The organism is Arachnia rubra (genome assembly GCF_019973735.1).
Lineage (GTDB): Bacteria > Actinomycetota > Actinomycetes > Propionibacteriales > Propionibacteriaceae > Arachnia > Arachnia rubra.
In genome coordinates this window covers 2,108,709-2,131,357 of sequence record NZ_AP024463.1, presented here as the reverse complement: position 1 = coordinate 2,131,357, position 22,649 = coordinate 2,108,709, and the positions used below count along the sequence as shown (strand labels likewise).

21 protein-coding genes are annotated in these 22,649 nt (G+C 63.6%); 14 read left to right on the top strand and 7 right to left on the bottom strand.

Annotation, left to right across the window (positions count from 1 at the left end):
* Nucleotides 1-12: 12 nt before the first annotated feature.
* Nucleotides 13-1,191, bottom strand: coding sequence for an SHOCT domain-containing protein (locus SK1NUM_RS09745; RefSeq protein WP_212321567.1), 1,179 nt, complete (start codon nucleotides 1,189-1,191; stop codon nucleotides 13-15).
* A 137-nt stretch (nucleotides 1,192-1,328) separates the two neighbouring features.
* Here SK1NUM_RS09745 and SK1NUM_RS09740 point away from each other — a divergent pair, with 137 nt between their 5' ends.
* From SK1NUM_RS09740 to SK1NUM_RS09730, 3 genes are all read left to right on the top strand, one after another.
* The gene (locus SK1NUM_RS09740; protein WP_212321565.1) at nucleotides 1,329-2,927 is read left to right on the top strand and encodes an ABC-F family ATP-binding cassette domain-containing protein; all 1,599 of its coding nucleotides are present in this window, start codon (nucleotides 1,329-1,331) and stop codon (nucleotides 2,925-2,927) included.
* Between the two features lie 88 nt (nucleotides 2,928-3,015).
* The gene (locus SK1NUM_RS09735; RefSeq protein ID WP_212321564.1) at nucleotides 3,016-4,443 is read left to right on the top strand and encodes a phosphoglucomutase/phosphomannomutase family protein; all 1,428 of its coding nucleotides are present in this window, start codon (nucleotides 3,016-3,018) and stop codon (nucleotides 4,441-4,443) included.
* A gap of 247 nt (nucleotides 4,444-4,690) precedes the next feature.
* On the top strand, nucleotides 4,691-5,665 hold the full coding sequence (locus SK1NUM_RS09730) for a YveK family protein (RefSeq protein ID WP_212321563.1): 975 nt from the start codon (nucleotides 4,691-4,693) through the stop codon (nucleotides 5,663-5,665).
* Here the strand turns inward: SK1NUM_RS09730 and SK1NUM_RS09725 are convergent.
* Complete coding sequence (locus tag SK1NUM_RS09725) at nucleotides 5,646-7,052, bottom strand: O-antigen ligase family protein (RefSeq protein WP_212321562.1); 1,407 nt, start codon at nucleotides 7,050-7,052, stop codon at nucleotides 5,646-5,648. The genes SK1NUM_RS09730 and SK1NUM_RS09725 overlap by 20 nt on opposite strands.
* Before the next feature lie 57 nt (nucleotides 7,053-7,109).
* Nucleotides 7,110-7,910, bottom strand: a complete 801-nt coding sequence (locus tag SK1NUM_RS09720; protein ID WP_338580114.1) for a putative RNA methyltransferase — start codon at nucleotides 7,908-7,910, stop codon at nucleotides 7,110-7,112.
* Nucleotides 7,911-7,952: 42 nt separating this feature from the next.
* Between SK1NUM_RS09720 and fabG the strand changes: the two genes are divergently transcribed.
* The 4 genes from fabG to fumC all read left to right on the top strand — a co-directional run bounded on the left by fabG (nucleotide 7,953) and on the right by fumC (nucleotide 11,900).
* On the top strand, nucleotides 7,953-8,660 hold the full coding sequence (gene fabG / locus SK1NUM_RS09715) for a 3-oxoacyl-ACP reductase FabG (RefSeq protein ID WP_212321560.1): 708 nt from the start codon (nucleotides 7,953-7,955) through the stop codon (nucleotides 8,658-8,660).
* 25 nt (nucleotides 8,661-8,685) lie between these two features.
* A complete protein-coding gene (gene fabI / locus SK1NUM_RS09710) occupies nucleotides 8,686-9,456 on the top strand; it encodes an enoyl-ACP reductase FabI (RefSeq protein ID WP_212321559.1) in 771 nt (256 codons plus the stop codon).
* A 75-nt stretch (nucleotides 9,457-9,531) separates the two neighbouring features.
* Entirely contained in the window at nucleotides 9,532-10,332 is an 801-nt protein-coding gene (locus SK1NUM_RS09705) for an ABC transporter ATP-binding protein (RefSeq protein WP_212321557.1), read from the top strand.
* Nucleotides 10,333-10,487: 155 nt separating this feature from the next.
* On the top strand, nucleotides 10,488-11,900 hold the full coding sequence (gene fumC, locus SK1NUM_RS09700) for a class II fumarate hydratase (protein WP_212321554.1): 1,413 nt from the start codon (nucleotides 10,488-10,490) through the stop codon (nucleotides 11,898-11,900).
* A gap of 109 nt (nucleotides 11,901-12,009) precedes the next feature.
* Here fumC and SK1NUM_RS09695 read toward each other — a convergent pair whose 3' ends face one another.
* Nucleotides 12,010-12,978, bottom strand: coding sequence for a bile acid:sodium symporter family protein (locus tag SK1NUM_RS09695; RefSeq protein WP_212321546.1), 969 nt, complete (start codon nucleotides 12,976-12,978; stop codon nucleotides 12,010-12,012).
* A gap of 51 nt (nucleotides 12,979-13,029) precedes the next feature.
* Between SK1NUM_RS09695 and SK1NUM_RS09690 the strand changes: the two genes are divergently transcribed.
* Nucleotides 13,030-13,818, top strand: a complete 789-nt coding sequence (locus SK1NUM_RS09690) for a TrmH family RNA methyltransferase (RefSeq protein WP_212321544.1) — start codon at nucleotides 13,030-13,032, stop codon at nucleotides 13,816-13,818.
* 156 nt (nucleotides 13,819-13,974) lie between these two features.
* Here SK1NUM_RS09690 and SK1NUM_RS09685 read toward each other — a convergent pair whose 3' ends face one another.
* On the bottom strand, nucleotides 13,975-15,831 hold the full coding sequence (locus SK1NUM_RS09685) for an ExeM/NucH family extracellular endonuclease (RefSeq protein WP_212321542.1): 1,857 nt from the start codon (nucleotides 15,829-15,831) through the stop codon (nucleotides 13,975-13,977).
* 71 nt (nucleotides 15,832-15,902) lie between these two features.
* Complete coding sequence (def, locus tag SK1NUM_RS09680) at nucleotides 15,903-16,499, bottom strand: peptide deformylase (protein WP_212321541.1); 597 nt, start codon at nucleotides 16,497-16,499, stop codon at nucleotides 15,903-15,905.
* A gap of 64 nt (nucleotides 16,500-16,563) precedes the next feature.
* On the opposite strand from def, the gene SK1NUM_RS09675 reads away from it, so the two are divergent.
* Complete coding sequence (locus tag SK1NUM_RS09675; protein ID WP_223927480.1) at nucleotides 16,564-17,454, top strand: tyrosine recombinase XerC; 891 nt, start codon at nucleotides 16,564-16,566, stop codon at nucleotides 17,452-17,454.
* Nucleotides 17,455-17,485: 31 nt separating this feature from the next.
* On the opposite strand, the gene SK1NUM_RS09670 is transcribed toward SK1NUM_RS09675, so the two are convergent.
* The gene (locus SK1NUM_RS09670; RefSeq protein WP_212321539.1) at nucleotides 17,486-18,397 is read right to left on the bottom strand and encodes a peptidoglycan DD-metalloendopeptidase family protein; all 912 of its coding nucleotides are present in this window, start codon (nucleotides 18,395-18,397) and stop codon (nucleotides 17,486-17,488) included.
* A 305-nt stretch (nucleotides 18,398-18,702) separates the two neighbouring features.
* On the opposite strand from SK1NUM_RS09670, the gene rpsB reads away from it, so the two are divergent.
* From rpsB to SK1NUM_RS09645, 5 genes are all read left to right on the top strand, one after another.
* Entirely contained in the window at nucleotides 18,703-19,536 is an 834-nt protein-coding gene (gene rpsB, locus SK1NUM_RS09665) for a 30S ribosomal protein S2 (protein WP_212321538.1), read from the top strand.
* 25 nt (nucleotides 19,537-19,561) lie between these two features.
* Complete coding sequence (tsf, locus tag SK1NUM_RS09660; RefSeq protein WP_212321537.1) at nucleotides 19,562-20,371, top strand: translation elongation factor Ts; 810 nt, start codon at nucleotides 19,562-19,564, stop codon at nucleotides 20,369-20,371.
* A gap of 104 nt (nucleotides 20,372-20,475) precedes the next feature.
* A complete protein-coding gene (pyrH, locus tag SK1NUM_RS09655; protein WP_212321536.1) occupies nucleotides 20,476-21,189 on the top strand; it encodes a UMP kinase in 714 nt (237 codons plus the stop codon).
* A gap of 32 nt (nucleotides 21,190-21,221) precedes the next feature.
* Nucleotides 21,222-21,779: a ribosome recycling factor gene (gene frr, locus SK1NUM_RS09650; RefSeq protein ID WP_396020910.1), complete on the top strand. Its 558-nt coding sequence runs from the start codon at nucleotides 21,222-21,224 to the stop codon at nucleotides 21,777-21,779.
* Complete coding sequence (locus SK1NUM_RS09645) at nucleotides 21,779-22,648, top strand: phosphatidate cytidylyltransferase (protein WP_212321535.1); 870 nt, start codon at nucleotides 21,779-21,781, stop codon at nucleotides 22,646-22,648. Before frr ends, SK1NUM_RS09645 begins: the two co-directional genes overlap by 1 nt.
* Nucleotide 22,649 lies beyond the last annotated feature (1 nt).

The following is a 22,649-nucleotide window of genomic DNA, read 5'->3' as shown; positions in this document are numbered from 1 at the left end:
TTGCCGGTTTCCTCACAGTCCCAGGAGACGCTGCTTCAGAGTGTCGAATTCCTCCTGGGTCACCACCCCGGCATCGAGGAGCTCCTTCATCTGCTTTAGTTTCGCGACGGGATCCTCTGCCTGGGGTGCCGCGGGCTGCTGGACCGCCTCTTGAGGCTGCTGCGCCTGCTGCTGGTAGCCGCTCACCATGCCACCCATCATGGGGACTCCGACCCCCATGCCGATCAGGCCCTGGCCTCCTCCGTTCTCGCCAGCCGCCTGCACACCACGGGCCACCGACTGCTGCATGAAGGAGTTTCCGCGTTCGCCGCGGAGCGCATCGGCTTTCTTCACATCGGACAGCAGCGCGCGGGTGTCCTCGTCGTACTCGATGGCAACCAGCGCGACGCGCTCGATCACGATGCCACGGCCGGAATGCCACTGGTAGTTCTCCTCGACGACCTCGCTCAGAGACTTGGCGAATCCCACGGAATCCTGCTGGAGACGGGTGATGCGGTTTCCCCGCTCAGGATCGTTGGTGTATCTCGAGAAGGCCGGGCCCAGGCTGGCCACCACCTCGTTGAACAGCTGGTCGCTGACCGGGTTGTCGAAATCGGTGAAGTCAAAGATCTGGTTGTTGGCGATGAAGGCGCCCGGGACCAGCGTGGAGACGAACAACAGGGGATCGGCGATCCGCAGCGTGTAGGTGCCGCGAGTGACCGCACCCACCTGCGCCCCCAAGTAGGAGTCATCCCAGTAGATCTCGGACTGGGTACCGAAACGGTTGTCCGGGAGTTCTTTGAGGTTCACGAAGAAGGCCTGCTGCATACCGCTGGGACGGCCCCCGAACTTGATGCGCTCCCAGGTGTTGCGCACCACCTGGCCGAACACCCCATCTCCGGCGAAGACGGACTGGGAGGATGGGTCCTCACCACGGAACTCGAAACCGCCCGGCTCTGACACGAAACCGGTGACGCGCCCGTCCTGGAAGGTGACGAGGCCGTAACCGTTGGGAACGACGATCTTCGAACCGTTGCTGATCACGTTCTCTGATCCTCGGGTGTTTGAACCGCGGCCAGCATTCCTGCCGGCATTCACGGCGGGGAAGAATGCCGCAGTGGGTGCTATGCCTGAGGGGACTGTGAGGAAATCCAGCCACTGATCAGCGAAGACTCCGCCGAGTGCCCCTGTGAAGGCCTTGATGAAACCCATTGTTTAACTCCTGACTCGACTCTGTGGCGACTCGCGGCAGCCACAACAACCATCGTGCCAGATGCGTGGTCCGGCTGGGGTGGATCATGTGATGTGAGACCGCAGTGGCATGGGTGTGGCAGGTAGACTTCGCGGACGTGCTTCAGGTCAAGGATGTAGAGGTGCGCGCTGGAGCGCGTCTTTTGTTGTCCCCTGTCAGCTTCCAGGTGGCGGCGGGTGACAGGGTGGGACTCGTTGGCCGTAATGGGGCGGGTAAGACGACCCTGACGCGCATCCTGGCGGGTGAGGGACTACCCGCCGCGGGCTCGGTCATCCGCTCCGGGCAACTTGGGTATCTGCCGCAGGACCCCCGCTCGGGGGAGCCGGAGCAGCTAGCGCGTGACCGGATCCTGGGTGCGCGTGGGCTGGACCAGGTGATGGCCCGCCTACATCGCGCAGAACAGCAGATGAGTGCCGCTGAGGGGGCTGAGCGTGACAAGGCCATGGCGGCCTACGCCCGCGCTGAAACCGCTTTGCTGTCAGCCGGGGGGTATGCCGCTGAAGCAGAGGCGGCGCGGATCGCAGCAAATCTGGGCCTGCCGGAGCGTGTGCTGGGACAGCCTCTCTACACTCTCTCCGGTGGGCAGCGGCGCCGTATCGAGCTGGCCCGGATCCTGTTCTCCGATGCCGACACCCTCCTACTCGACGAGCCCACGAACCATCTTGATGCTGACTCCATCACGTGGCTGCGGGGATATCTGCAGGGATTCGGGGGCGGCCTAGTGGTGATCAGCCACGATGTTGGCCTGCTTGAGGCTGTGGTCAACAAGGTCTTCCATCTCGACGCCAACCGCGCCGAGCTGGATCTCTACGCCATGGACTGGAAACGTTACCTCCAGCAGCGGGAGACCGACGAGAAACGTCGCAAGCGCGAACGCCTGAATGCGGAGCGTAAGGCCTCCCAGCTCATGGCCCAGGCCGACAGGATGCGGGCGAAGGCCACTAAGGCCGTCGCCGCCCAGAATATGGCCAAGCGTGCTGAGAGACTGCTGTCCGGGATCGAGGGGGAGCGGGAGAGTGACCGGGTCGCGAGGATCCGATTCCCCGAGCCGGCGCCCTGCGGAAAGACCCCTCTGGTGGCCAGGGACCTGTCAAAGGCCTACGGGTCGCTGGAGGTGTTTACAGCCGTCGACCTGGCCATAGATAAGGGATCGAAAGTCGTCATTCTGGGTCTCAACGGAGCTGGCAAGACCACGATGCTGCGTCTTCTGGCAGGCCTGGAAGAGCCGGACGTCGGGGAGCGGATCCTGGGGCACGGGGCCCGGCTCGGCTACTACGCACAGGAACACGAGACCCTCGACGTTGGCAGGTCGGTGCTGGAGAACATGGTCTCCGCCTCGCCTGACCTAGGGGACACTCAGGTGCGCAAGGTACTCGGGTCGTTCCTGTTCACCGGTGATGACGTGGACAAACCGGCGAGGGTGCTATCTGGTGGGGAGAAGACCCGCTTAGCCTTGGCCATGCTCGTGGTCTCCGCAGCAAACGTGCTGCTTCTCGACGAGCCGACAAACAACCTCGATCCGGCATCCCGCGCCGAGGTGTTGGCTGCCCTGCGCTCGTACGCCGGGGCCGTCGTGCTGGTCACACACGACCCGGGGGCCGTCGAGGCCCTGGAACCTGACCGGGTGCTGGTCTTACCTGATGGGGTTGAGGACCTGTGGAGCGATGACTATGCGGAGCTCATCGCCCTGGCATGATCATTTTGTGCAGGTGGTGTGTGCGTTTGCGCAGTCCGCCCGCCAAAACTGTCTAGGCTGAGCGCAGTCTATGAAGCGAAGGAAGTCAATGGCGCGCATCAATTTCGGCACTGGCGGATGGCGGGCGATCATCGGTGATGAGTTCATCCGGAGTAACGTCCGGTTGCTGTGTGGGGCGCTTGCGCAGCGCATCAAGGAGGAGGGGAAGCAGGACCAGGGCATCGTGATCGGCTATGACCGGCGCTTCCTGTCCGATGTCGCGGCCCAGTGGGCGGCCGAGGTGTTCGCTGGGGAGGGGGTGGCCTGCCGGGTAATAAAGATTGCCCAGGCGCCGACTCCGCTGATCATGTGGACGGTCAAGAATCTCGGGCTGCCCTATGGCATGGCGATCACGGCCTCGCATAACCCCGCTCTCTACAACGGGATCAAGGTGTTCACCGCAGGCGGCAAGGACGCCGACGAGGATGTCACGCATGATCTTGAGTCTCGCATGACGAGGCTGGAGGGTGGCCGTGAGGTCTCCATCGGGCAGGTGGCTTATGACAAGGCCGTCTCCCAGGGTCTGATCCGGGAGATCAACCCGTTCAATGGCTACATCGACTCGATCATTGACCAGGTGGATATGGCCGCCATCCGCCGTGCGAACCTCAAGATCGCCCTGGACCCGATGTTCGGTGTCTCCCGGACCTCGCTGCAGACCATCCTCATGACCGCCCGTTGCGAGGTGGATGTCATCCACGACCGTCATGACACGCTTTTCGGCGGACGTATGCCCTCACCCAGTAGCGCATCCCTGGAGTCGTTGAAACGCTATGTGGTGGAGAACGGCTGTGCACTCGGCATCGCAACCGATGGTGACGCGGACCGGCTCGGGGTCATCGACGACAAAGGGAACTTTCTGCATCCCAACCAGCTGTTGGTGCTGCTCTACTACTACCTCCTCAAGTACAAGGGATGGAGCGGTCCTGTGGTCCGCAATGTGGCCACCACCTCGTTGCTGGATGACGTGGCTCACCAGTTTGGCCAGGAATGTCACGAGGTGCCCGTCGGATTCAAGTGGGTCTCGGGGAAAATGCTCGAGACCGATGCGATCATCGGGGGTGAGTCCTCCGGCGGCCTGACGGTCAAAGGACATATCTCGGGCAAGGACGGCATCTACGCCGCGACCCTGCTCGTCGAGATGCTGGCCGTGGCCGGCAAGCCCATGAGCGAGATCTACGAGGAGATCACAGGCCAGTTCGCCCCGCATTACATGGCGGAAACTGATTTCAAGTTCGATCCGGAGCGCAAACCCGAGATCCTCAAGACGCTCATGGAGGACCGCCTCCTGCCCGATTTCTCCGATGACATCCGTGATGTGTCCTACCGGGATGGCTGCAAGGTTTACTTCGAGGACGGTTGGATCATCGCCCGGTTCTCCGGGACGGAGCCTCTGCTGCGTATTTTCTGCGAGATGCCCACTCGCGAGCGGGCAGAACAGGCCTGCGAGGAATTCCGGCAGTTCCTGGGGGTGTGAAGAAATTCCCGCCAGCCGGGATCGGTTGACGTGGCACGCGCCAGATGCCTTCCCCGGCTTGTGATCGTTGTCGGCACATGATCCAGCGCACCCTATCTTTTCCGTCCTGCCGGCGCGGGCTCTGGATGCTGCCTGACCTGCTGAGCGATTTCTAGGCCGTCTCCGTAAGGGGTGCAGTCGTTTCGCCCGTTTATAACGATCGTCGTTATAATTGGTGGCGTCTGAACCTCGACGTACCTGGAGTGAGATGAATCTGCGCGATTTCGCGAGCACCCTGACGCGATCCTGGCTGGTGGTCGCGGCCACTGCCGTGGCGGGTCTGGCAGGCGGCTGGGTGGTTGGCAGCGCCGCCCACGCCGTCTATAGCACCACTTCACGGGTGATGGTCATAGCGGCCGCGGTCGGGTCGCCGGAAGACGCCCAGCAGATGACCTCGCTGATTCGTTCCGAGATGTCGGTCTATCAGGCTCTCGCCCAGGGAACTGAGGTCACTGAGCGGGTCGCTGCACAGGTGACGGGAGTGACGGCTTCGCAGGTATCGGACGCCACGGCGGTTGGCGTCACCGATCAGGTTCTGACACTGACCATCTCACTCCCAGACAGAGAGCAGTCCACCGTGGTGGCGAAAGTGCTGGCTGATGAGCTGGCGGTTGAGATCCAGGGACTGCATGCGAGTCCCTCGCTGGTTCAGGCCAGGGCAGTCACGGCACCTGTCAAAGAGGTGTCGTCGGGTGTCAGTCGCGGAGCTTCCGTGGCTGCGGGCGGAGTGCTGGGGGTCGCTGCAGGCCTGATCATCGTCTGGGGAATCGCCTCATTGCGGCCCATGGTGGCCTCAGGAGGGGCGCTGGCTGCTGAGGGAAGGCTGGTTCTGCGCGGTGAGGCCGACGACAGGGCCTTCCAGCAGCTGGCGGCGGTGCTCTCCCAGCGGCTGAGGGAATCAGGCTCCAGCGGCGTGGTCCTGGTCGGTACTGGGGAAAGGGTCAACCTCGGGCCGTGGAGCCGCGGGCTGGGGGAGCAGCTGGGTGCTGAGGCGACCGCTGTGACAGCAGCTCCGAATGGGGCCGATCCTGTGGCACTGCGTGCCGTGTCGGGCGGAGAGGTCACCGTTCTGGTAGCCGACCGGAGGGATCCTCTCAGAGAGGTCCAAGAGACATCCAACCTCTTGGAGGCGGCGGGGGCGGACCTGGTTGCGTATCTCGTGGTCAGCGACGCCCGAGCATGAGTACCCGTGGAGAAGCTGGGGAGGAGGTGATGTGAGGATGCCGCGAGTCCGGCAGCTGATTGTTCCGTCGATGACTGATCATCGTCAGCAGCGAGGCGAGCGCCACCCACCAGATGAAACTGACAAGAAAGTTTTTCGTCAGGTAGGTGTCGAAACCAAAACCCACCAATGTGGCGACAAGACCAGAGGCGATCGCACGCTCTATGACTCCATGTGCTCGCCACCACGCCCAGCAGACGACACCGACTATCACCAGGAGCAGGGTGAACCCGATGATTCCTTGCTCCGAGAAAATGGCGACGTAGGTGTTGTGTGCATGCGACAGGGTGACCCCCTCGGGCATCTGCTTGGTGCCGTGGGCGCCAGCCTGGGGAAGCGTGCGAGTCTCGAAGGCGTACCAAGGCCACAGCACACCGTAGCCGACGCCGAAGACGAGGGTTGCGAGCGAGCTCAGAGCCTGGCCGATTCCGTAGCTCCAGGTCTCGATGCGGCCTGCGCCGGTGAGTTTGAATCCCCGCTGCTCCATGACGTGCCACGCCACGACCAAGAAGAAGGCTGCGCCCGTGATGACGCCAGAGATGATCAACGGCAGCCGTTTAGGACGGCGTCTCGCAACCGTGATGATGGAGGGGAGTATGAAAAGGCCGATGAACAATGCGAGCGTGATGACGCCAGTCCGGGCGCCGGTGGCCATCAGCCAGGTCATGTAGGCCAGCACCGCCACAGCGGAAAGGACGCGATGGTGCCCTATGATCACAGCCGCGACACAGATCGCTAGACCAAGCAGGAGAGCGGTGTGCAGCACAGCCGCGCCTGCCAGCCTCGTCGCCCAGCGCCCATACAATTCGGCGTTGGCCGCGTTCCACCACACCCCGAGCGGAGTCGTCACGGCACCGGCGAATGCGAAATACCACAGGATCTGGAAGTGTTGGGTGGGCGGTACGAGGTTCACCGCCAGGACTGCCAGAAGGCAGGTGAGCCCAGCCGATATCAGCGGGCTGACCAGGTGTGACACTGGGACCGGGACCACGACTGATGGTACGCCGTACTGCATGCTGGCCCAGTGGGGTACCAGCGGTATCGACACTGCGGCGAACAGGAGTAGTAGCGCGAAAGCTGTCGTCGCGGCGACCAGCGCCCGGGAGGGGCGGTTACGGGCGGGATCGCTGCGTAGCTTTACCACAGTGACGGCAGCCAGCACTGCGACCGCCGGCGCCAGGAACAATTGCAGGACGCTCAGCCCCGTGTCAGCGACCTGGTCTTCGCTGACCACAGCCGAGGCGAAGACGAGCAGGCAGGTGCACATGATCACGGACACCAGGCTCCAACGATCCAGTCGCAGGCGTGCCTCGGAGGCGCGCGAGGGACTGAGAACAGAATGCAGCACACCATCATTTTAGAGGCTTCATGGAGTCAGGTCCGCGCCCTCATCGTGGAAGAGGACTCATGAACGCTGGAATGTGCTGATGGTGAAGGCTGCTGTCGTCCTTGCCGCTGACGTCTTCGTGTGTTCGTGAAAAGCGTTCGGTCCCATCGCCACGAGGCTGGCAGCAGCCTCTGCCGACAGCTCCAGAGGAAGTGTCAGTTCTTCGCGGTCCATAAGGTCGAAGCTGGTCATGGAGCTGTCGAGCCGGTCCAGTTTCTCCCGGCCGATGCTCAGCAAGCCGAATGCCTCGCGCAGTTCCCTGAGGTGATCGCTTCGGGGCGTCACCACCACCAGCCGCCCACCGGGGAACACAAGCCGTGCGAATTCCGCTGGGTTGCGCGGGGCGAATACGCACAGGACAGCATCCAGCACCGCTGTTGCCACGGGCAAACCACTCCAGACGTCGGCGACGACTGCCCCCAGCCGTGGACTGCGCCTGGCGGCACGCCGACAGGCCGCAGGTGAGATGTCGGTGGCCAAACCGAGTGACCTGGCAGACGCATCGAGGAAAGCTCCGATGTAATGACCAGTCCCCGATCCCACCTCCAATACCCGTCGGGCACCCGACAGAGCGGTGACCACCTTTCTGATCAGCGGGTCGTACCAGCCCTCCGACAGGAAACGTTCGCGGGCTGCAACCATCTCCGGGGTGTCCGCATTCTGCGGAGTGCCCCTCAGCAGCAGGTTCAGGTGCCCTTGGCGGGCCACGTCGAAACAGTGGCGGTTGTCACAGCTGAGGGTCCTGCCTGCCACTGTCAAGGGCGTCATGCATATGGGGCAACGCAGCCAAGAAACCACCCGTGAGAGCCCTTCGGGCATGGGGCGGCTGGCCATCACGGCGTCCACGATAGTGTTTAGTCCGTGCAAGACAAGCCTGTTGTTCTCGTTACCGGGGCGACGCGCGGCATCGGCCGCGTCATAGCCGAGAAGTTCCGTGACGCGGGATACCGCGTCGCAGGCACTCGCCGCACAGGGGGTGAGGTTCCTGGCGGCGTGCTGCCCGTTGAATGTGATATCACGGACCAGGCCCAGGTGGATGCCGCCTTCGAGGCGGTGGAGGCTGAACTTGGCGCCGTGGGAGTGCTCGTTGCCAACGCCGGTGTCACGAAGGACAACCTGCTGGCGCGAATGTCGGACGCTGACTGGGACACGGTGATCGACACCAATCTGACGGGCACCTTCAGGGTGGTGCGGCGCGCGGCGCGCCCCATGACCAGGGCACGTTTCGGGCGCATCATCCTGATCTCGTCCGTGGTTGGGGTGCTCGGATCGCCCGGGCAGGTCAACTACTCGGCGTCCAAGTCCGCGCTGATCGGCATGGCTCGCAGCCTCACCCGCGAGCTGGGTGCGCGGAATATCACCGCCAACGTGATCGCACCTGGTTTCATCGAGACCGACATGACCGCGGTACTGGACGAAAAGGTCGTCAAGGGATACCAGGAGCGGATCCCGGCAGCACGTCTTGGTCAGGCTGAGGACGTCGCGGGGGCCGCGTTGTTCCTCGCAGAGTCGGGATATGTCTCCGGCGCCGTCGTCCCCGTCGATGGTGGCCTCAGCATGGGCCACTGATACAAAAACTTAAGGAGCATCGGATATGGGAATACTCGAAGGCAAGAACATCCTGGTCACCGGAGTGACCATGAACACCTCCATCGCCTACCGGGTCACCGAGCTGGCGCAGGCAGAGGGCGCGAAGGTGGTCGTCAGCAATCTCGGGCGCGCAGTCAGCCTGACACGTCGTGTCGTCGGCCGGCTGGCGACCGTGCCCCCCGTCCTGGAATTGGACGTCACCAGTCCTGAGCACCTGGCAGCGCTGCCAGGGCAGCTGCAGGAACATTTCGACCACTTGGACGGCATCGTGCACTCCATCGCATTCGCCAACCCGGCCCGGGCCCTTGGCGGCGCATTCCTCGACACCTCATGGGAGGACGTCGGGATCTCCCTCAACACCTCGACCTACTCCTACGTCTCGCTGGCCGTGGCGTGCCGGGAACTGTTGCGCCCTGGATCCTCCGTGGTCGGGCTCACCTTCGACGCCAAGGTCTCCTGGCCGAAATACGACTGGATGGGGGTGGCCAAAGCCGGGCTTGAGTCGGCCAGCCGCTACCTGGCCCGCTACCTCGGCTCTGAGGGGATCCGCTCCAACCTGGTGGCCGCCGGACCCATCGACACCATCGCGAAGACCGCCATTCCCGGCGCTGAGGAGTTCAGCGATTTCTGGGGAGAGCGCGCCCCCCTGGGGTGGGACACGACCGATGCCACGGCTGCGGCCAAGGCCGTTGTGGCGCTGCTCTCCGACTGGTTCCCCGCCACCACCGGTGAGATCATTCACGTCGATGGGGGGCTGCACTCCACCGGTGCATAGGACGCCGCCTGGAGGCTTCGCGGGAAGCTGGCCTCACTTACCCGCGAAGCCTCCGATACGGGTAACGTTGGCCCCATGGCAGTGGTCGCGGCGCTCAAAGATGTGACAGTCAGACGTGGGACCTCCGTCCTGCTGGATTCAGTGAACCTGAGCATCGGAGAGGACGAACGCTGGGTGCTGCTGGGTCCCAATGGGGCGGGCAAGACCACGCTGCTCTCGATACTGGCCGCGAACCTGTTCCCCACCTCGGGCACTGTCCAGCTGCTCGATGAGGTGCTGGGGAAGGTCGACGTGTTCGAGCTGCGGCCCCGCATCGGATTGACATCCTCGGCTCTTGCTGACCGGATTCCCGCCGGGGAACGGGTGATCGATGTGGTCGTCTCGGCGGCCTGGGCAGTGGTAGGCCGTTGGCGTGAGGAATATGACAGCGGTGATGAGGGACGGGCCCGCGGGCTGCTCTACTCCCTGTACGTGGACCACTTGGCGGAACGGACCTTCGGCACGCTCAGCGAGGGGGAGCGCAAGCGCGTGCAGATCGCCCGGGCATTGATGACAGACCCGGAACTACTGCTGCTCGACGAACCCGCCAGTGGCCTCGACCTGGCAGGCCGGGAGGCACTCGTGTCCACCCTGGCTGAACTGTTCCTGGACCCTGGGTCCCCGGCGAGCATGCTGGTGACCCATCATGTTGAGGAGATCCCCGCCGGCGCCACCCATTGCATGCTGCTCACTGGCGGGCGTGTCACAGCGGCAGGACCTCTCGAGGCGACCCTCACCGACTCCAACCTGAGTGCCGCATTCGGCATGGACCTGGCCGTTTCGCGCACAGACGATGGTCGGTGGAGTGCCTGGTCCCGGCGGGTTCCGCGGGACTGAGGATGCAAGCGATCCCCACCGGTGGGATCTCTAGGGAAAAGCAGGCTTTACCAGCGGGCCAACGCAGTAGAGCGACAATGTGTCGCACCCAACGGATCAATCCTGAGCTGATGGCGATAGCCTTGAGACGTTGGCGACAGAGCAAAGGAGTTCCCATGGCGACACCGAATACCCGCACCGAGTCTGACTCGATGGGCACCATCGAGGTGGCCTCCGACCGATACTGGGGTGCCCAGACTGAGCGGTCACTTCACAACTTCGACATCGGGCGTGAAACCTTCGTATGGGGCCGGCCCATGGTCAAGGCCCTCGGTATCTTGAAGAAATCCGCGGCGCTGGCGAACGCGGAGCTCGGAGAACTCCCGCAGGATATAGCCAGTCTCATCGCCAAGGCAGGCGATGAGGTCATTGAGGGCACACTTGATGACCACTTCCCACTGGTGGTTTTCCAGACCGGCTCCGGAACCCAGTCCAACATGAACGTGAACGAGGTCATCTCGAACCGCGCCATTGAAATCGCCGGAGGTGAACTCGGAACGAAGACCCCCGTCCACCCCAACGACCACGTCAACCGCGGGCAGTCATCCAACGACACCTTCCCCACAGCCATGCACATCGCGGTGGTCAACGAGCTGGCAGCTATGTATCCGCGGATCCGGAAGCTGCGCGACACCCTGGACGCCAAGGCCAAGCAGTATGACGACGTCATCATGGTCGGGCGCACCCATCTCCAGGACGCCACCCCGATCCGTCTCGGACAGGTCTTCTCCGGCTGGGTGGCCCAGATCGACTTCGCACTGGAGGGCATCGAGTACGCCGATTCACGCGCCCGCGAACTGGCGATCGGCGGGACCGCGGTCGGGACCGGCCTGAATGCCCACCCCAAGTTCGGAGCGCTCACGGCTGAGAAGATCTCTGCCGAGACCGGGATCACGTTCACGCAGGCGGCGAACCTGTTCGCCGCTCTCGGCGCCCACGACGCTTTGGTGCTGGTCTCTGGTGCGCTGCGGGTCCTAGGCGACGCCCTGATGAAGATCGCTAACGACGTGCGCTGGTACGCATCCGGTCCACGCAACGGCATCGGTGAGTTGCTCATTCCCGAGAACGAGCCGGGGTCGTCCATCATGCCGGGCAAGGTGAACCCCACCCAGTGCGAGGCGATGACGATGGTGGCCACGAAGGTGTTCGGGAACGACGCCACCGTCGGTTTCGCCGGGTCGCAGGGCAATTTCCAGCTCAACGTCTTCAAGCCGGTCATGGCCTGGTGCGTTCTTGAGTCCATTCAGCTGCTGGGGGACGCCTGCGTGTCCTTTGAGTCGAACTGCGCCTACGGCATCGAGCCGAACCGGGAGCGGATCCAGGCCAACCTCGACACCAACCTGATGCAGGTGACGGCCCTCAACCGCCACATCGGATACGACAAGGCGTCCAAGATCGCCAAGAATGCCCACCACAAGGGGCTGTCGCTGCGCGAATCAGCCCTGGAACTCGGTTTCCTGACCGATGAGCAGTTCGACCAGTGGGTGGTTCCCGCCGACATGACCCACCCGAGCGCCGCCGACGAGTAAGGCTCTGACTTATCCCAGGGAGCTGTCGGCGTGGTTTCCCAGTAGCTCCCTGACACTGGGGCTCTTGTTCTTCCCCGGGGAGGGCAAGAGCCCCAGTTCTGCGCAGTCCTCACAGTCCTGTCCGTGAATCAGCGTCATGTCCTGACGCATAGCGCTGCGCGATGAGAGTGCAGGCGATGAGCTGAAGGGTGTGGAACACCATGAGCGGGAACACGATGAGTCCGACGCCCTGCCCCGCGAACAGCACGGTTGCCATCGGTACCCCCGTTGCGAGGGACTTCTTCGTGCCGCAGAAGACAATGGCGATCTCGTCGGCCCGGCTGAACCTGAGGAGACGGGCAAGCCGCCAGGTGAAGACCAGCATGAAGATTAGGACGAGAAGACATAGGGCAAGCATGATCAGCAGTTCTGTGCTGGTCGTCTCTATGCCGTTGCTCCTGAGTTCCGCGAAGGCGCCGTAGACCACCAGGCAGATCACGCCCTGATCCAGCCATCTCAGTCTGCTCTTGTTCCGGACCATGAACTCCGCCGTCCAGTGACGTGATAGCTGTCCCAGGACGAATGGGAGCAGCAACTGGACCATGACTGCGCCGAAGGCGCCCCATCCGACTGGGACCGCGCCAGCGGCAGGCAGCGTCAACATCACCAGGAGCGGTGTCAACAGCACACCCAGCAGATTCGAGGCGGTGGCTGAGACGATTGCCCCCGCCACATTCCCACCCGCGATCGAGGTGAATGTGATCGATGACTGCACAGTCGACGGCACCAACGTCAGAAAGGCCAGGCCGAGTGCCAGGCCAGGGGAGTACCAGGGCAGATGCAGCAGTCCCAGCCCCACCAGTGGGAAAACCAGGAAGGTGCAGGTGAGGATTGTCAGGTGCAATTGCCAATGCCTCAGCCCGGCGTAGGTCTCGGCAGCTGAGAGACGGGTTCCGTAACCGAGGAATAGCAGGAAGATGGCTGTCTTCGTGCACCAGCTGAGGACTGTCGTGGCGGCACCAGAGGTGGGCAGGCTAAACCCGCCCAGAGCTGCCAAGAGGATGTAGAGCAGGAATGGGTCCCTCAGCCTTGGCCACACGGGAACTGACCCTACAACGTGGCTTCCAGCTCCTTCGTTACGCTCAAAGGCATGCGTTTTGATATCGCCTCCATTGATGATGCCCGTCTCGGGGACTATGTCTCATTGCGTGACTCGCAGCTTCGCCGACGGGTGGAGGGTGAGCGGGGAATCTTCATCGCGGAGGGCGACAAGATCATCCGGCGGGCTGCCGAGGCTGGGTGCCGGCCGCGGTCCTTCTTGCTTGCCTCGAAGTGGCTGCCGGGCCTGGCTGATGTGCTTGCCGCCTGGCCTGAGGTGCCGTGCCTGGTGGCCGATGACCAGTTGATAGAGGCGGTGAGCGGATTCCACGTGCATCGAGGGGCCCTCGCCAGTTTCGAGCGGCCCGACGAGACGCCCTGGGAGGGGATCCTCGCTTCCCGCCGCGTCCTGGTGTGCCAGGAACTTGTTGATCACGCCAATGTGGGATCCATCATGCGTGTCGCTGCTGCCCTCGGATGGGATGCTGTCGTGATCTCCCCGGGAGGCGCCGATCCCCTTTACCGGCGGGCCATCAAAGCGTCCATGGGAACCTGTTTCCAGGTGGGCTGGCGGCGGATGACCGATCCAGTGGCCGACTTGGACCGGCTCCGCGCCGCCGGATTCGATCTGGCGGCCGCCACCATCGGGCTGGAAGCCACGACGCTGACCGAATACCAGGCACCGGAGCGTCTCGCGCTGCTGCTCGGATCCGAGGGACATGGTCTGAGCGCAGATTGGCTGGCCGTCGCAGACACACGCGTCAGGATTGAAATGGCGACGGGGATCGACTCACTGAACGTGGCGACGGCTGCCGCCATCTTTGCCCACTGGCTCCGGTGAAGCCGACAAGCATTGGCGGCAATACTCGCTACACACTGGGACGGGCGCTGAGCCGGTCCGGTAATCCGGCGTTCATGCGACGCTCTCCCGGGGGAGGCTCATGGCCGCCCGAAACCCCGTTCCTATAGCCTGTGCCCAGCAGCTATAGGCGAGCTCCTAGCCGCTGGTCCTCGGTAGGCCAGGGTGGACAGTCCTTTCAGCTGGCGCTATGGCCGCCGGCGAGGATGGGGGCGCCGTGGGGGATTGGCTGGGCTGGGCGTCACCCAGCTGGAGGCTCACCACCACCGGGTCGTGATCGGAGGAGCGGTAGGGGTCAGGACTGTAGAGGTCCTGTTCCGCCGCCTTCTTGTAGGTCATGTCGTAGTCGAGGATGTCTGCCTCGTCGGCGTTGATGTGCCAGGCCCGGGCATCGATGATGCTCTCCTGCGCGGCCGGGTTCGCCAGCGCATGGTCCAGATAACCGGCCATGCCGTCGAAGACATACGAATACGCCTGTTCCCCGCTGAATTTCTTTTCCATGTCGGCGTAGCCCCCAGCGACGAGCGCCGTCACCGGATCCTCATGATCATAGGAGTTGAGATCACCGATGATGACGGTGCGAGACGCACCCTGGCCTGCCGGGTCGGTGCCCAGCCAGGAGACGAGTTTCTCCGCAGCTGCTGTGCGAGTGGTATTGCAGTTGCCCTGGCCATCGCTCCGGTCCGGGTCACCCTTACAGGCTGAACCCTTCGACTTGAGGTGGTTCACCGACACGGTGACCAACTCACCGGACTCCCGGTGGCGGAACGTCTGTACCAGGGAGGGTCTGTTGCCGGTATTGCCGAAGCTCAATGTTGTGAACGAACCTGCCAGTTCAACGGTCGCCGGTTTGTAGATGAATGCCTGGAAGATGGCATCGCCACCGACCTTCCCCGTCTTCACCGCGGCGTAGGTGCCCTCTCCAGCCTTGGCATTCAGAGCGGCTACCAGATCTTCGACGGCGGTGCCGTTGTTCTCGATCTCCATCAACCCGAAGACGTCTGCGTCAAGCGCCGTCAGGGCTGAGACAATCTTCGCCTGTTGCCTTTGGAACTCCTCTGGGGTGTCAGCTCCACGGGCATGGGAGTTCTCTGAGGTCAAAGTGGTGAAGTAATTCAGCACGTTGAATGACGCTATGCGCAGGTTTCCCTGCCGTTCCGGGGCGGCAGGGCGGGGGTTGGTGGCGCTGTGGTCTGCGCCTGTGGTTGGCTGCAGCCGGTAGGACTCGAAGTCGTAGCTCAGGATGCCTGTCAGGTTTGTGACCTGGTCGCCGCTGCGGAAGTAGTTGTCCTGCGCCATCGGTTTCCCGTCTGGATGGATGGCTGGTGAGGGATTCTGGGAGCTGCGCCCGTCGTCCACCAGCAGGCGGTCCGTATTGTTGCTGGCCAGCAAGTCATTGGCGGGCTGGCCGGGGTCCACGATACTGGTGGGGACCCATTGGCGGTCCAGGCCGTACGTGAGTTCGCCATAGCGGTCGAAATTGTGGGCATCGAGGATGGTGAGAGCCTGGGGGAACCTGAGTAGCATCCCCTCGTAACGTTCCCAGTTGGTGACGGGCAGGCTCAACTCCGTGGGAGCGATCGTGATGCCGCTTTCCAGTTTCGTGACCGAGCTGGGTGTGATCTGGGTCTGGTTCTTGTGCTCACTGACCTTTCCCCTGACCCGCACCCGGTCGCCGACGTTTAGATCATTGGCTGACTTGTCATAGACGAAGATTCCGTCGCTGGTGGCCTCATCCCCGTCGCCCGCATCCTGGATGAAAACGCCACGGAACTGGTCAGGCCCTTGGAAATCGCCGGTGACCACGCCTTCCACCGTGACTGTTCGTCCCGTATAGGGGCTGTCCTCGCCGGTTCCTTGCACCTGCCCGACCGGCAGCGGGGATGGGTCGTTGCGCGAAGGTGCCGCCCAGGTGCGGTGGGTAGAGGCTCCGATGAGTGCGGGGAAGAAGACCAGGGCCGAGGCCATGGCCAGCAAGCGGGTCCGGATTCTCATGTTGTGCTTTCGATGATGCGCAAGGCCCCTCAGAAGCCGTCATCAGTGATGATTCTTGCAGCCTCAGGGCGTCACTGGTTGGGAAGCGGGGCTGAATCCCGTTTGGGGGATACCGGCCAGTCCTCAGGGTAGCGCCAGGCCAGGTCGGCTACCTGCTCATCCAGCTTCCGGCGGGAGCGATCCGAGATGCGATCCCCGAAAACCATGCCATTGAGATGGTCCGTCTCGTGCTGGAAACAGCGCGCCAGCAGGCCTGTCCCGACCAGTTCGATCTCCCTGCCCTCGGCATCCTGCCCCCGGCAGACGGCTTTGTCCGGGCGGGGAACGCTGGAATATCCTCCCGGCCAGGAGAGACAGCCCTCTTCGGCGGCATCGAGGTTGCGGTCTTTGCCTTGCGGCAGATCCACCGCAGGATTGCAGACCACTCCCCGCTGGATCCGGTCATTGGCGTCGGGGCATTCGTAGACGAAGACGGAGACCCCAACCCCCACCTGCGTGGCCGCCAGGCCGACTCCTTCAGCAGCCCGCATCGTGGCGAACATGTCACGTACCAGGTCGTGCAGTTCATCCCCGAACTCGGTTACGGGCTTGGTGGTCTCATGCATCACGGGGGTACCCCAGCGCGTGATGGGGCGGACACGGCCGCCAGTGGTGAGGTCCTCGGACATCAATCTCCCTGTTCTCCGGTTCGTCGTGCAGGGCAACAGTATGCATGCTGCCACACTGGGCAGCATGCAAGGGCCTTGGGCAGAGGTGGTTGCCGAGTACCAGAACCACTTGGAGACGGAGCGTGGTCTGTCGTCCAACACAGTCCGTGCCTACATGACGGATCTGGCGAGCCTGGCTTCGTCGGCGCAGGTCCCGCCTGGGCAGGTGACCCTCACCCACTTGCGCTCATGGCTGGCCGAGCAGGCTGATTCCGGGGCGGAGCCAGCGACGCTGCAACGCCGGGTTTCCTGCGCTCGCGGCTTCTTCGCTTGGGCACACCGGGAAGGCCTGGTTGTTTCCAGCCCGGCGGCGCGTCTGCGCACGCCGCGCCAGCCTCGGAGCCTGCCGGAGGTGCCGACCGAGACCCAGATGGACGGCACCATCGGCTTCCTGGCCTCGGCCGCCGTCGGCGGTGATCCTGTCGCGCTGCGTGATGTCGCCCTGGTGGAGCTGCTGTACGCCAGCGGGCTGCGTATCTCGGAAGCCTGTGGGCTGGGACTGCGTGACGTCGACTTTGAGAACTCCACGGTGAGGGTGCTGGGAAAGGGGGACAAGGAGCGTGCTGTGCCCATGGGCGCTCCTGCCCGGCGTGCGCTGAGGGCGTGGCTGGCGGTTCGTGACACGGTGGCGGGTCCAGACAGCCCTTCCCGGGTGTTCCTGGGGGTTCGTGGTGGCGCTCTCGATCCTCGTGTGGCGCGACGTGTAGTCCATGCCGCCACTGCCGTTGGCGGCGTCTCCGTCGGGCCCCATGCCCTGCGGCATGCGATGGCCACTCACCTGCTGAGCGGGGGAGCGGATCTGCGCAGCGTCCAGGAGATGCTGGGACATGCCACCGTGGCCACCACCCAGCGCTACACCCATGTCACCAACGAACGGCTCCGGGCCGCCTTCCGGCAGGCCCACCCACGGGCCTGAGGCCTTCCCACACTGGTTGCTGTGAGGTTTTTCACCGGACCAGGGTGAGAGGGTCGATGACCTCCCCTGCTTTCCAGGCCATCCAATGCAGGTGACATCCGGTGGAGTAGCCTGTGCTGCCGACATGCCCGACCAGTGCCCCGGCGTCCATGCTCTGCCCCACCGCAACCTCGATTCCTGGAAGGTGGGCGTAGCCGGTGCGTATTCCTGAGTGCTCGACGACCACCCGGTACCCGTAGCCGCCGTCATATCCTGCGGAGACCACCGTCCCAGCCCAGGGCAGGTGGATCGGGGTGCCGCATGCTGCTCCGATGTCTGTGCCATCGTGGAGCTTCAGAACGCCTGTGACCGGATGCACCCGCATCCCGAAAGGGCTGGTGACGGGCCCCGCGACCGGTAGCGACCCGGGAGCCGGAACCGGTCCGGGGAGCTGCGCCGGTGGAAGCCACGTGACGGGGGAGGGAGTCGTGCCGTGTGGCAGCAGCCGGATAGGGGGAGTCCTCAGGTAGAGCATCGGATCGTAGTAATTTGTGCCATCCGTCAGGCCCCAGTGCAGGCAGTACCGCGGATCGCAGTGTGGCGGTCCTGCCAGGTGCCCGATCACCTGGCCCGCCTGCACCTCAGCTCCCTCGGACACTGAGCCGGCCACAGGGGTATAAGTGGTGCGTAGTCCATTCCCGTGGTCTACAGACACAGAAGGCCTGCCCGCGACCTGGCCGGCGAAATAGACCTTCCCGACGGCAGCGGCGCGCACCTCCGCGCCCTCATCGGCAGCCAGGTCAACTCCTCGGTGACCAGCCGAGTAGAGGGACGTGCCTCCGTCGAAGGGACGCAGCAGCGCGCCCGGTACCGGGGGCGAGAGAACCAGGCCAGGATCTGCGTTTGCTACAGCCGGTGACAACCCCAGCAGCAGCAAGGTCAGTGAGAGCAGTGCCTTCCTCATGTCCCTCACTCTGGGAGACGTGGCGAGACAATCGCCGGTCGGCAGGGCAGTGGTGTCCTATGTTGAAAACCTCAAGCTCCGCGGCCTAGGATTATCCGCGCAATCGGCTTGCCCGATTGACATCGCATGCGCCGCCACGGGAACCGTCGGTGGTGGTGTGGTCCCGGGATGCGTGTCGCGGGTGCCACCACCGGGCGCATCAGGAGAGGACCCCTCCCGGAGTCCTGAGACAACCACCCGCGCGGGCTGTATGCCCGCCCTTGACAAAGGTGGGCGTTGCTGCGCCCACCGCGAAAGGAACGGCTATGGCCGTCGTGACCACCCGTCAGCTCCTTGAGTCCGGAGTCCACTTCGGGCACCAGACCCGCCGCTGGAATCCGAAGATGAAGCGGTTCATCTTCACCGAGCGCAACGGCATCTACATCATCGACCTCCAGCTGTCGCTCAGCTACATTGACAGCGCCTTCGCCTTCGTCAAGTCCACCGTCGCCCGCGGCGGCCAGGTGCTTTTTGTGGGAACCAAGAAACAAGCGCAGGAAGCCATCGCCGAACAGGCCACCAGGGTCGGCATGCCCTATGTGAACCAGCGCTGGCTCGGTGGCATGCTTACCAACTTTCACACTGTGACCAAGCGGATCCAGCGTCTCAAGGAGCTGGAGGGCATGGACCTGACGAACTCCGCCAGTAGCGGCCTGACCAAGAAGGAGCTGCTGCACCTTGAGCGGGAGAAGAACAAGCTGAGCAGGACTCTTGGCGGTATCCGCGACATGACCCGGACCCCGCAGGCCGTCTGGGTGATCGACACCAAGAAAGAGCACCTCGCGGTTGACGAGGCCCGCAAACTGCGCATCCCCATCGTCGGGATTCTCGACACGAACTGCGACCCCGACGAGGTCGACTACGCGGTTCCAGGCAATGACGACGCCATCCGGTCTGTCGCTCTGCTGACTCGCATCATCGCCGACGCTGTCGCTGAGGGTCTGATCCAGCGTTCCTCCGGCCGCAGCGGAGAAGAAGCCGAGGCTGAGCCTATGCCCGACTGGGAGCGCGAGCTCCTGGCCCAGGGCGAGGACGCAGCCTCCGAGAAGGAGACCTCCGCCTCTGCCACGACCGAGTCCGGCAAGACCGAGTCCGAGTAATTCCACAACAAGACGGGAAACTGACATGGCAATCACTGCTGCTGACGTCAAGAAGCTGCGCGACGCCACCGGCGCCGGCATGATGGACGCCAAGAAAGCCCTCACCGAAGCCGAGGGCGACCACGAGAAGGCCATCGAGCTGCTCCGCATCTCTGGTCTGGCCAAAGCCGCCAAGCGCACTGACCGTGAAGCCACCAACGGCATCGTCGCAGGTCGTGATGGAGTTCTCATCCAGCTGGCCGCCGAGACCGATTTCGTGGCCAAGAACGCCGAGTTCGTCGGGCTGGGCGACCAGATTGTCCAGGCCGTCACCTCTTCTGGCGCCAAGGACCTGGAGGCGGCTAAGGCCGCCCCGCTGGGCACCGCGGATGTCCAGGAGGCGGTGCAGTCGCTGGCAGCGAAGATCGGCGAGAACCTGTCGCTGGTGAACGTCGCCAACTATGACGGCACCACCCACCTCTACCTGCACCGCCGTGCCTCCGACCTGCCGCCCCAGGTCGGTGTCCTGGTCGAGTATGAAGGGGGAGACGACACCCTCGCCCACCAGGTCGCGATGCACATCGCCGCGATGAGCCCGGTGTATGTGACCCGGGACGAGATCCCGGCTGACGTGGTTGAGAACGAACGCCGCATCGCTGAGGCTACCGCTCGTGAGGAAGGTAAGCCCGAGGGGGCGATTCCGCGGATCATCGAGGGTCGGCTCGGTGGCTTCTACAAGGACGTCGTGCTGCTGGATCAGCTCGCCGTCTGGGAGGACAAGAAGACTGTCGGCGATGTCCTCAAGGCCGCAGGGGCGCAGGTCAAGCGTTTCGCGCGGCTGGCCGTCGGTGCCTGATCATTCAGATGCAGAAACGAGCGTGTCCCCTGCCGGGGCGCGCTCGTTTCGCTTGAGACGATATTGTGAGCCGTGATGCGTCACCCACCAGGAAGGTAGGCCCCATGGACAAGCCATATCAGCGCGTACTGCTGAAACTGTCGGGAGAGGTTTTCGGCGGGGGAAAGCTGGGGGTTGATCCCGGTGTCATCTCAGGCATCGCGAAGGAGATAGCCGCTGTGGTGTCTAAGGGAACCCAGATAGCTGTAGTGGTGGGTGGGGGGAACTACTTCAGGGGAGCTGAGCTGAGTAGCAGCGGCATGGCGCGGGACCGAGCTGACTACATGGGCATGCTCGGCACCGTGATGAACGCCATCGCACTGCAGGACTTCCTGGAGAAGGAGGGGGTGCACACCCGTGTCCAGTCGGCGATCAACATGGCGCAGGTGGCGGAACCCTACATACCGCGCCGAGCGGAGCGTCATCTTGAAAAGGGACGCCTGGTCATCTTCGGCGCCGGCTCAGGGATGCCGTACTTCTCCACCGACACCGTGGCTGCGCAGCGTGCCCTTGAGATCGGTGCCGAGGTGCTGTTGATGGGCAAACAGGGAGTGGATGGGGTCTACGACTCGGACCCGCAGACCAATCCGGACGCGAAACGCTATGAGCACCTCACCCACGACGAGTTCCTGGCCCAGGACCTCAAGGTCGCCGATGCCACCGCCATTGCGCTGGCTCGCGACAACTCCCTCAACATCGTCTTCTTCAACCTGTCCGAGCGGGGCAACATCGGCCGTGTCGTGCAGGGTGAACCCATCGGGACACTCGTTTCCCGCTGAATAGAACACTCTTTAGGTAAAGGAGAGCGGCAATGATCGCCGACGTCGAGAAGGAAACCCAGGACAAGATGCAGCAGGCGGTCGACCATGCCCGCGAGGACCTGTCGACCATCCGTACAGGCCGGGCCCATCCCGCCATGTTCAACCGGCTCAATGCGGACTACTACGGGGCTCCGACACCGCTTCAGCAGCTTGCCACATTCAACTCACCCGACCCCCGCACGATGCTGATCACTCCCTTCGACCGGAGCGCCATCGCAGCCATCGAGAAGACGATCCGTGAGGCAGACCTCGGGGTCAACCCGAGTAACGACGGGAACTCGATCCGTGTGGTCATGCCGCAGCTGACCGAGGAACGCCGCAAGGAGTACATCAAACTTGCCAAGTCCAAGGCCGAGGATGCCCGTATCGCCGTGCGCAACATCAGGCGTCACGCTATCGACTCCCTGAAGAAGCTTGAGAAGAGCTCCGAGATCAGTGAGGACGAGCTGGCTCGTGCTGAGAAGAGCATGGACACCACCACGAAGAAGTACGTGGAGGCGATCGACGAGCTACTCAAAAACAAGGAAGCCGAACTCAGCGAGGTCTGATGCCTAACCAGGTGCCAGGACGGGCGGCGTCCGTGCCGAAGGCCGGCCGGAACCTCCCGGTGGCCATCGGCGTCGGATTGGCTCTGCTGGCTGCGCTGGCCGTGGGGCTGCTGTGGGCTCCCTGGTTCTTCGTGCTGATCTCGGCCGCCGCACTCAGCCTGGCTGTCGTCGAGATCCACCAGGCTCTGCTGCGCAAAGACATGCATGCCCAGGTCAGGTGCATAGTCGCTGGCACGCTCATCAGCGTCTTGGGTGCGTATGCGATGTTCCGGTGGCAGCTGGGCCTAGCCCCGACAACCTTCGCGGTGATCTGTGTCGGTGGGACGGTGCTGGCCTGCCTGGTTGCGAGGCTGCTACTTCAAGGCCCGGAGGGATTCATCCGCGATATTGCCGCCAGTGCGCTGATCATCGCCTACATCCCGCTGATGGGGATTTTCATCCCCCTGATGATGGTCGAGTCGCACGGCACCCGTCGGATCATCGTGGTGGTGGTGTGCGTGGTGGCTTCCGACACCGGCGCCTATGCCGTCGGCAGTCTGCTGGGCCGGCACAAGATGGCGCCGCGCGTTTCACCCTCCAAAACCTGGGAGGGGTTCGCGGGGTCTATCGTCACGGCGGCGATCATCGGCGCGGTGGCTGTCGTCTGGTGTCTTGGCGCGCCCTGGTGGCTGGGTCTGATCCTGGGGCTGTGCATCGCCCCTGCAGCGACACTGGGAGATCTCGTGGAGTCCCTCATCAAGCGGGATGTGGGGATCAAGGACATGTCGAATTTCCTGCCTGGGCATGGCGGAGTCATGGATCGCCTGGACTCGATGTTGGCGGCTGTGCCTGTAGGCTGGCTCGTCCTGCACCTGAGCCTGGGGGGCTGAC

Coding starts and splice junctions, on each gene's coding strand:
- SK1NUM_RS09745 (WP_212321567.1), bottom strand. CDS start 1,191: ATGGGTTTCATCAAGGCCTTCACAGGGGCACTCGGCGGAGTCTTCGCT.
- SK1NUM_RS09735 (WP_212321564.1), top strand. CDS start 3,016: ATGGCGCGCATCAATTTCGGCACTGGCGGATGGCGGGCGATCATCGGT.
- SK1NUM_RS09730 (WP_212321563.1), top strand. CDS start 4,691: ATGAATCTGCGCGATTTCGCGAGCACCCTGACGCGATCCTGGCTGGTG.
- SK1NUM_RS09720 (WP_338580114.1), bottom strand. CDS start 7,910: ATGCCCGAAGGGCTCTCACGGGTGGTTTCTTGGCTGCGTTGCCCCATA.
- fabI (WP_212321559.1), top strand. CDS start 8,686: ATGGGAATACTCGAAGGCAAGAACATCCTGGTCACCGGAGTGACCATG.
- SK1NUM_RS09705 (WP_212321557.1), top strand. CDS start 9,532: ATGGCAGTGGTCGCGGCGCTCAAAGATGTGACAGTCAGACGTGGGACC.
- fumC (WP_212321554.1), top strand. CDS start 10,488: ATGGCGACACCGAATACCCGCACCGAGTCTGACTCGATGGGCACCATC.
- SK1NUM_RS09690 (WP_212321544.1), top strand. CDS start 13,030: ATGCGTTTTGATATCGCCTCCATTGATGATGCCCGTCTCGGGGACTAT.
- SK1NUM_RS09685 (WP_212321542.1), bottom strand. CDS start 15,831: ATGAGAATCCGGACCCGCTTGCTGGCCATGGCCTCGGCCCTGGTCTTC.
- def (WP_212321541.1), bottom strand. CDS start 16,499: ATGTCCGAGGACCTCACCACTGGCGGCCGTGTCCGCCCCATCACGCGC.
- SK1NUM_RS09675 (WP_223927480.1), top strand. CDS start 16,564: ATGCAAGGGCCTTGGGCAGAGGTGGTTGCCGAGTACCAGAACCACTTG.
- SK1NUM_RS09670 (WP_212321539.1), bottom strand. CDS start 18,397: ATGAGGAAGGCACTGCTCTCACTGACCTTGCTGCTGCTGGGGTTGTCA.
- rpsB (WP_212321538.1), top strand. CDS start 18,703: ATGGCCGTCGTGACCACCCGTCAGCTCCTTGAGTCCGGAGTCCACTTC.
- tsf (WP_212321537.1), top strand. CDS start 19,562: ATGGCAATCACTGCTGCTGACGTCAAGAAGCTGCGCGACGCCACCGGC.
- pyrH (WP_212321536.1), top strand. CDS start 20,476: ATGGACAAGCCATATCAGCGCGTACTGCTGAAACTGTCGGGAGAGGTT.
- frr (WP_396020910.1), top strand. CDS start 21,222: ATGATCGCCGACGTCGAGAAGGAAACCCAGGACAAGATGCAGCAGGCG.
- SK1NUM_RS09645 (WP_212321535.1), top strand. CDS start 21,779: ATGCCTAACCAGGTGCCAGGACGGGCGGCGTCCGTGCCGAAGGCCGGC.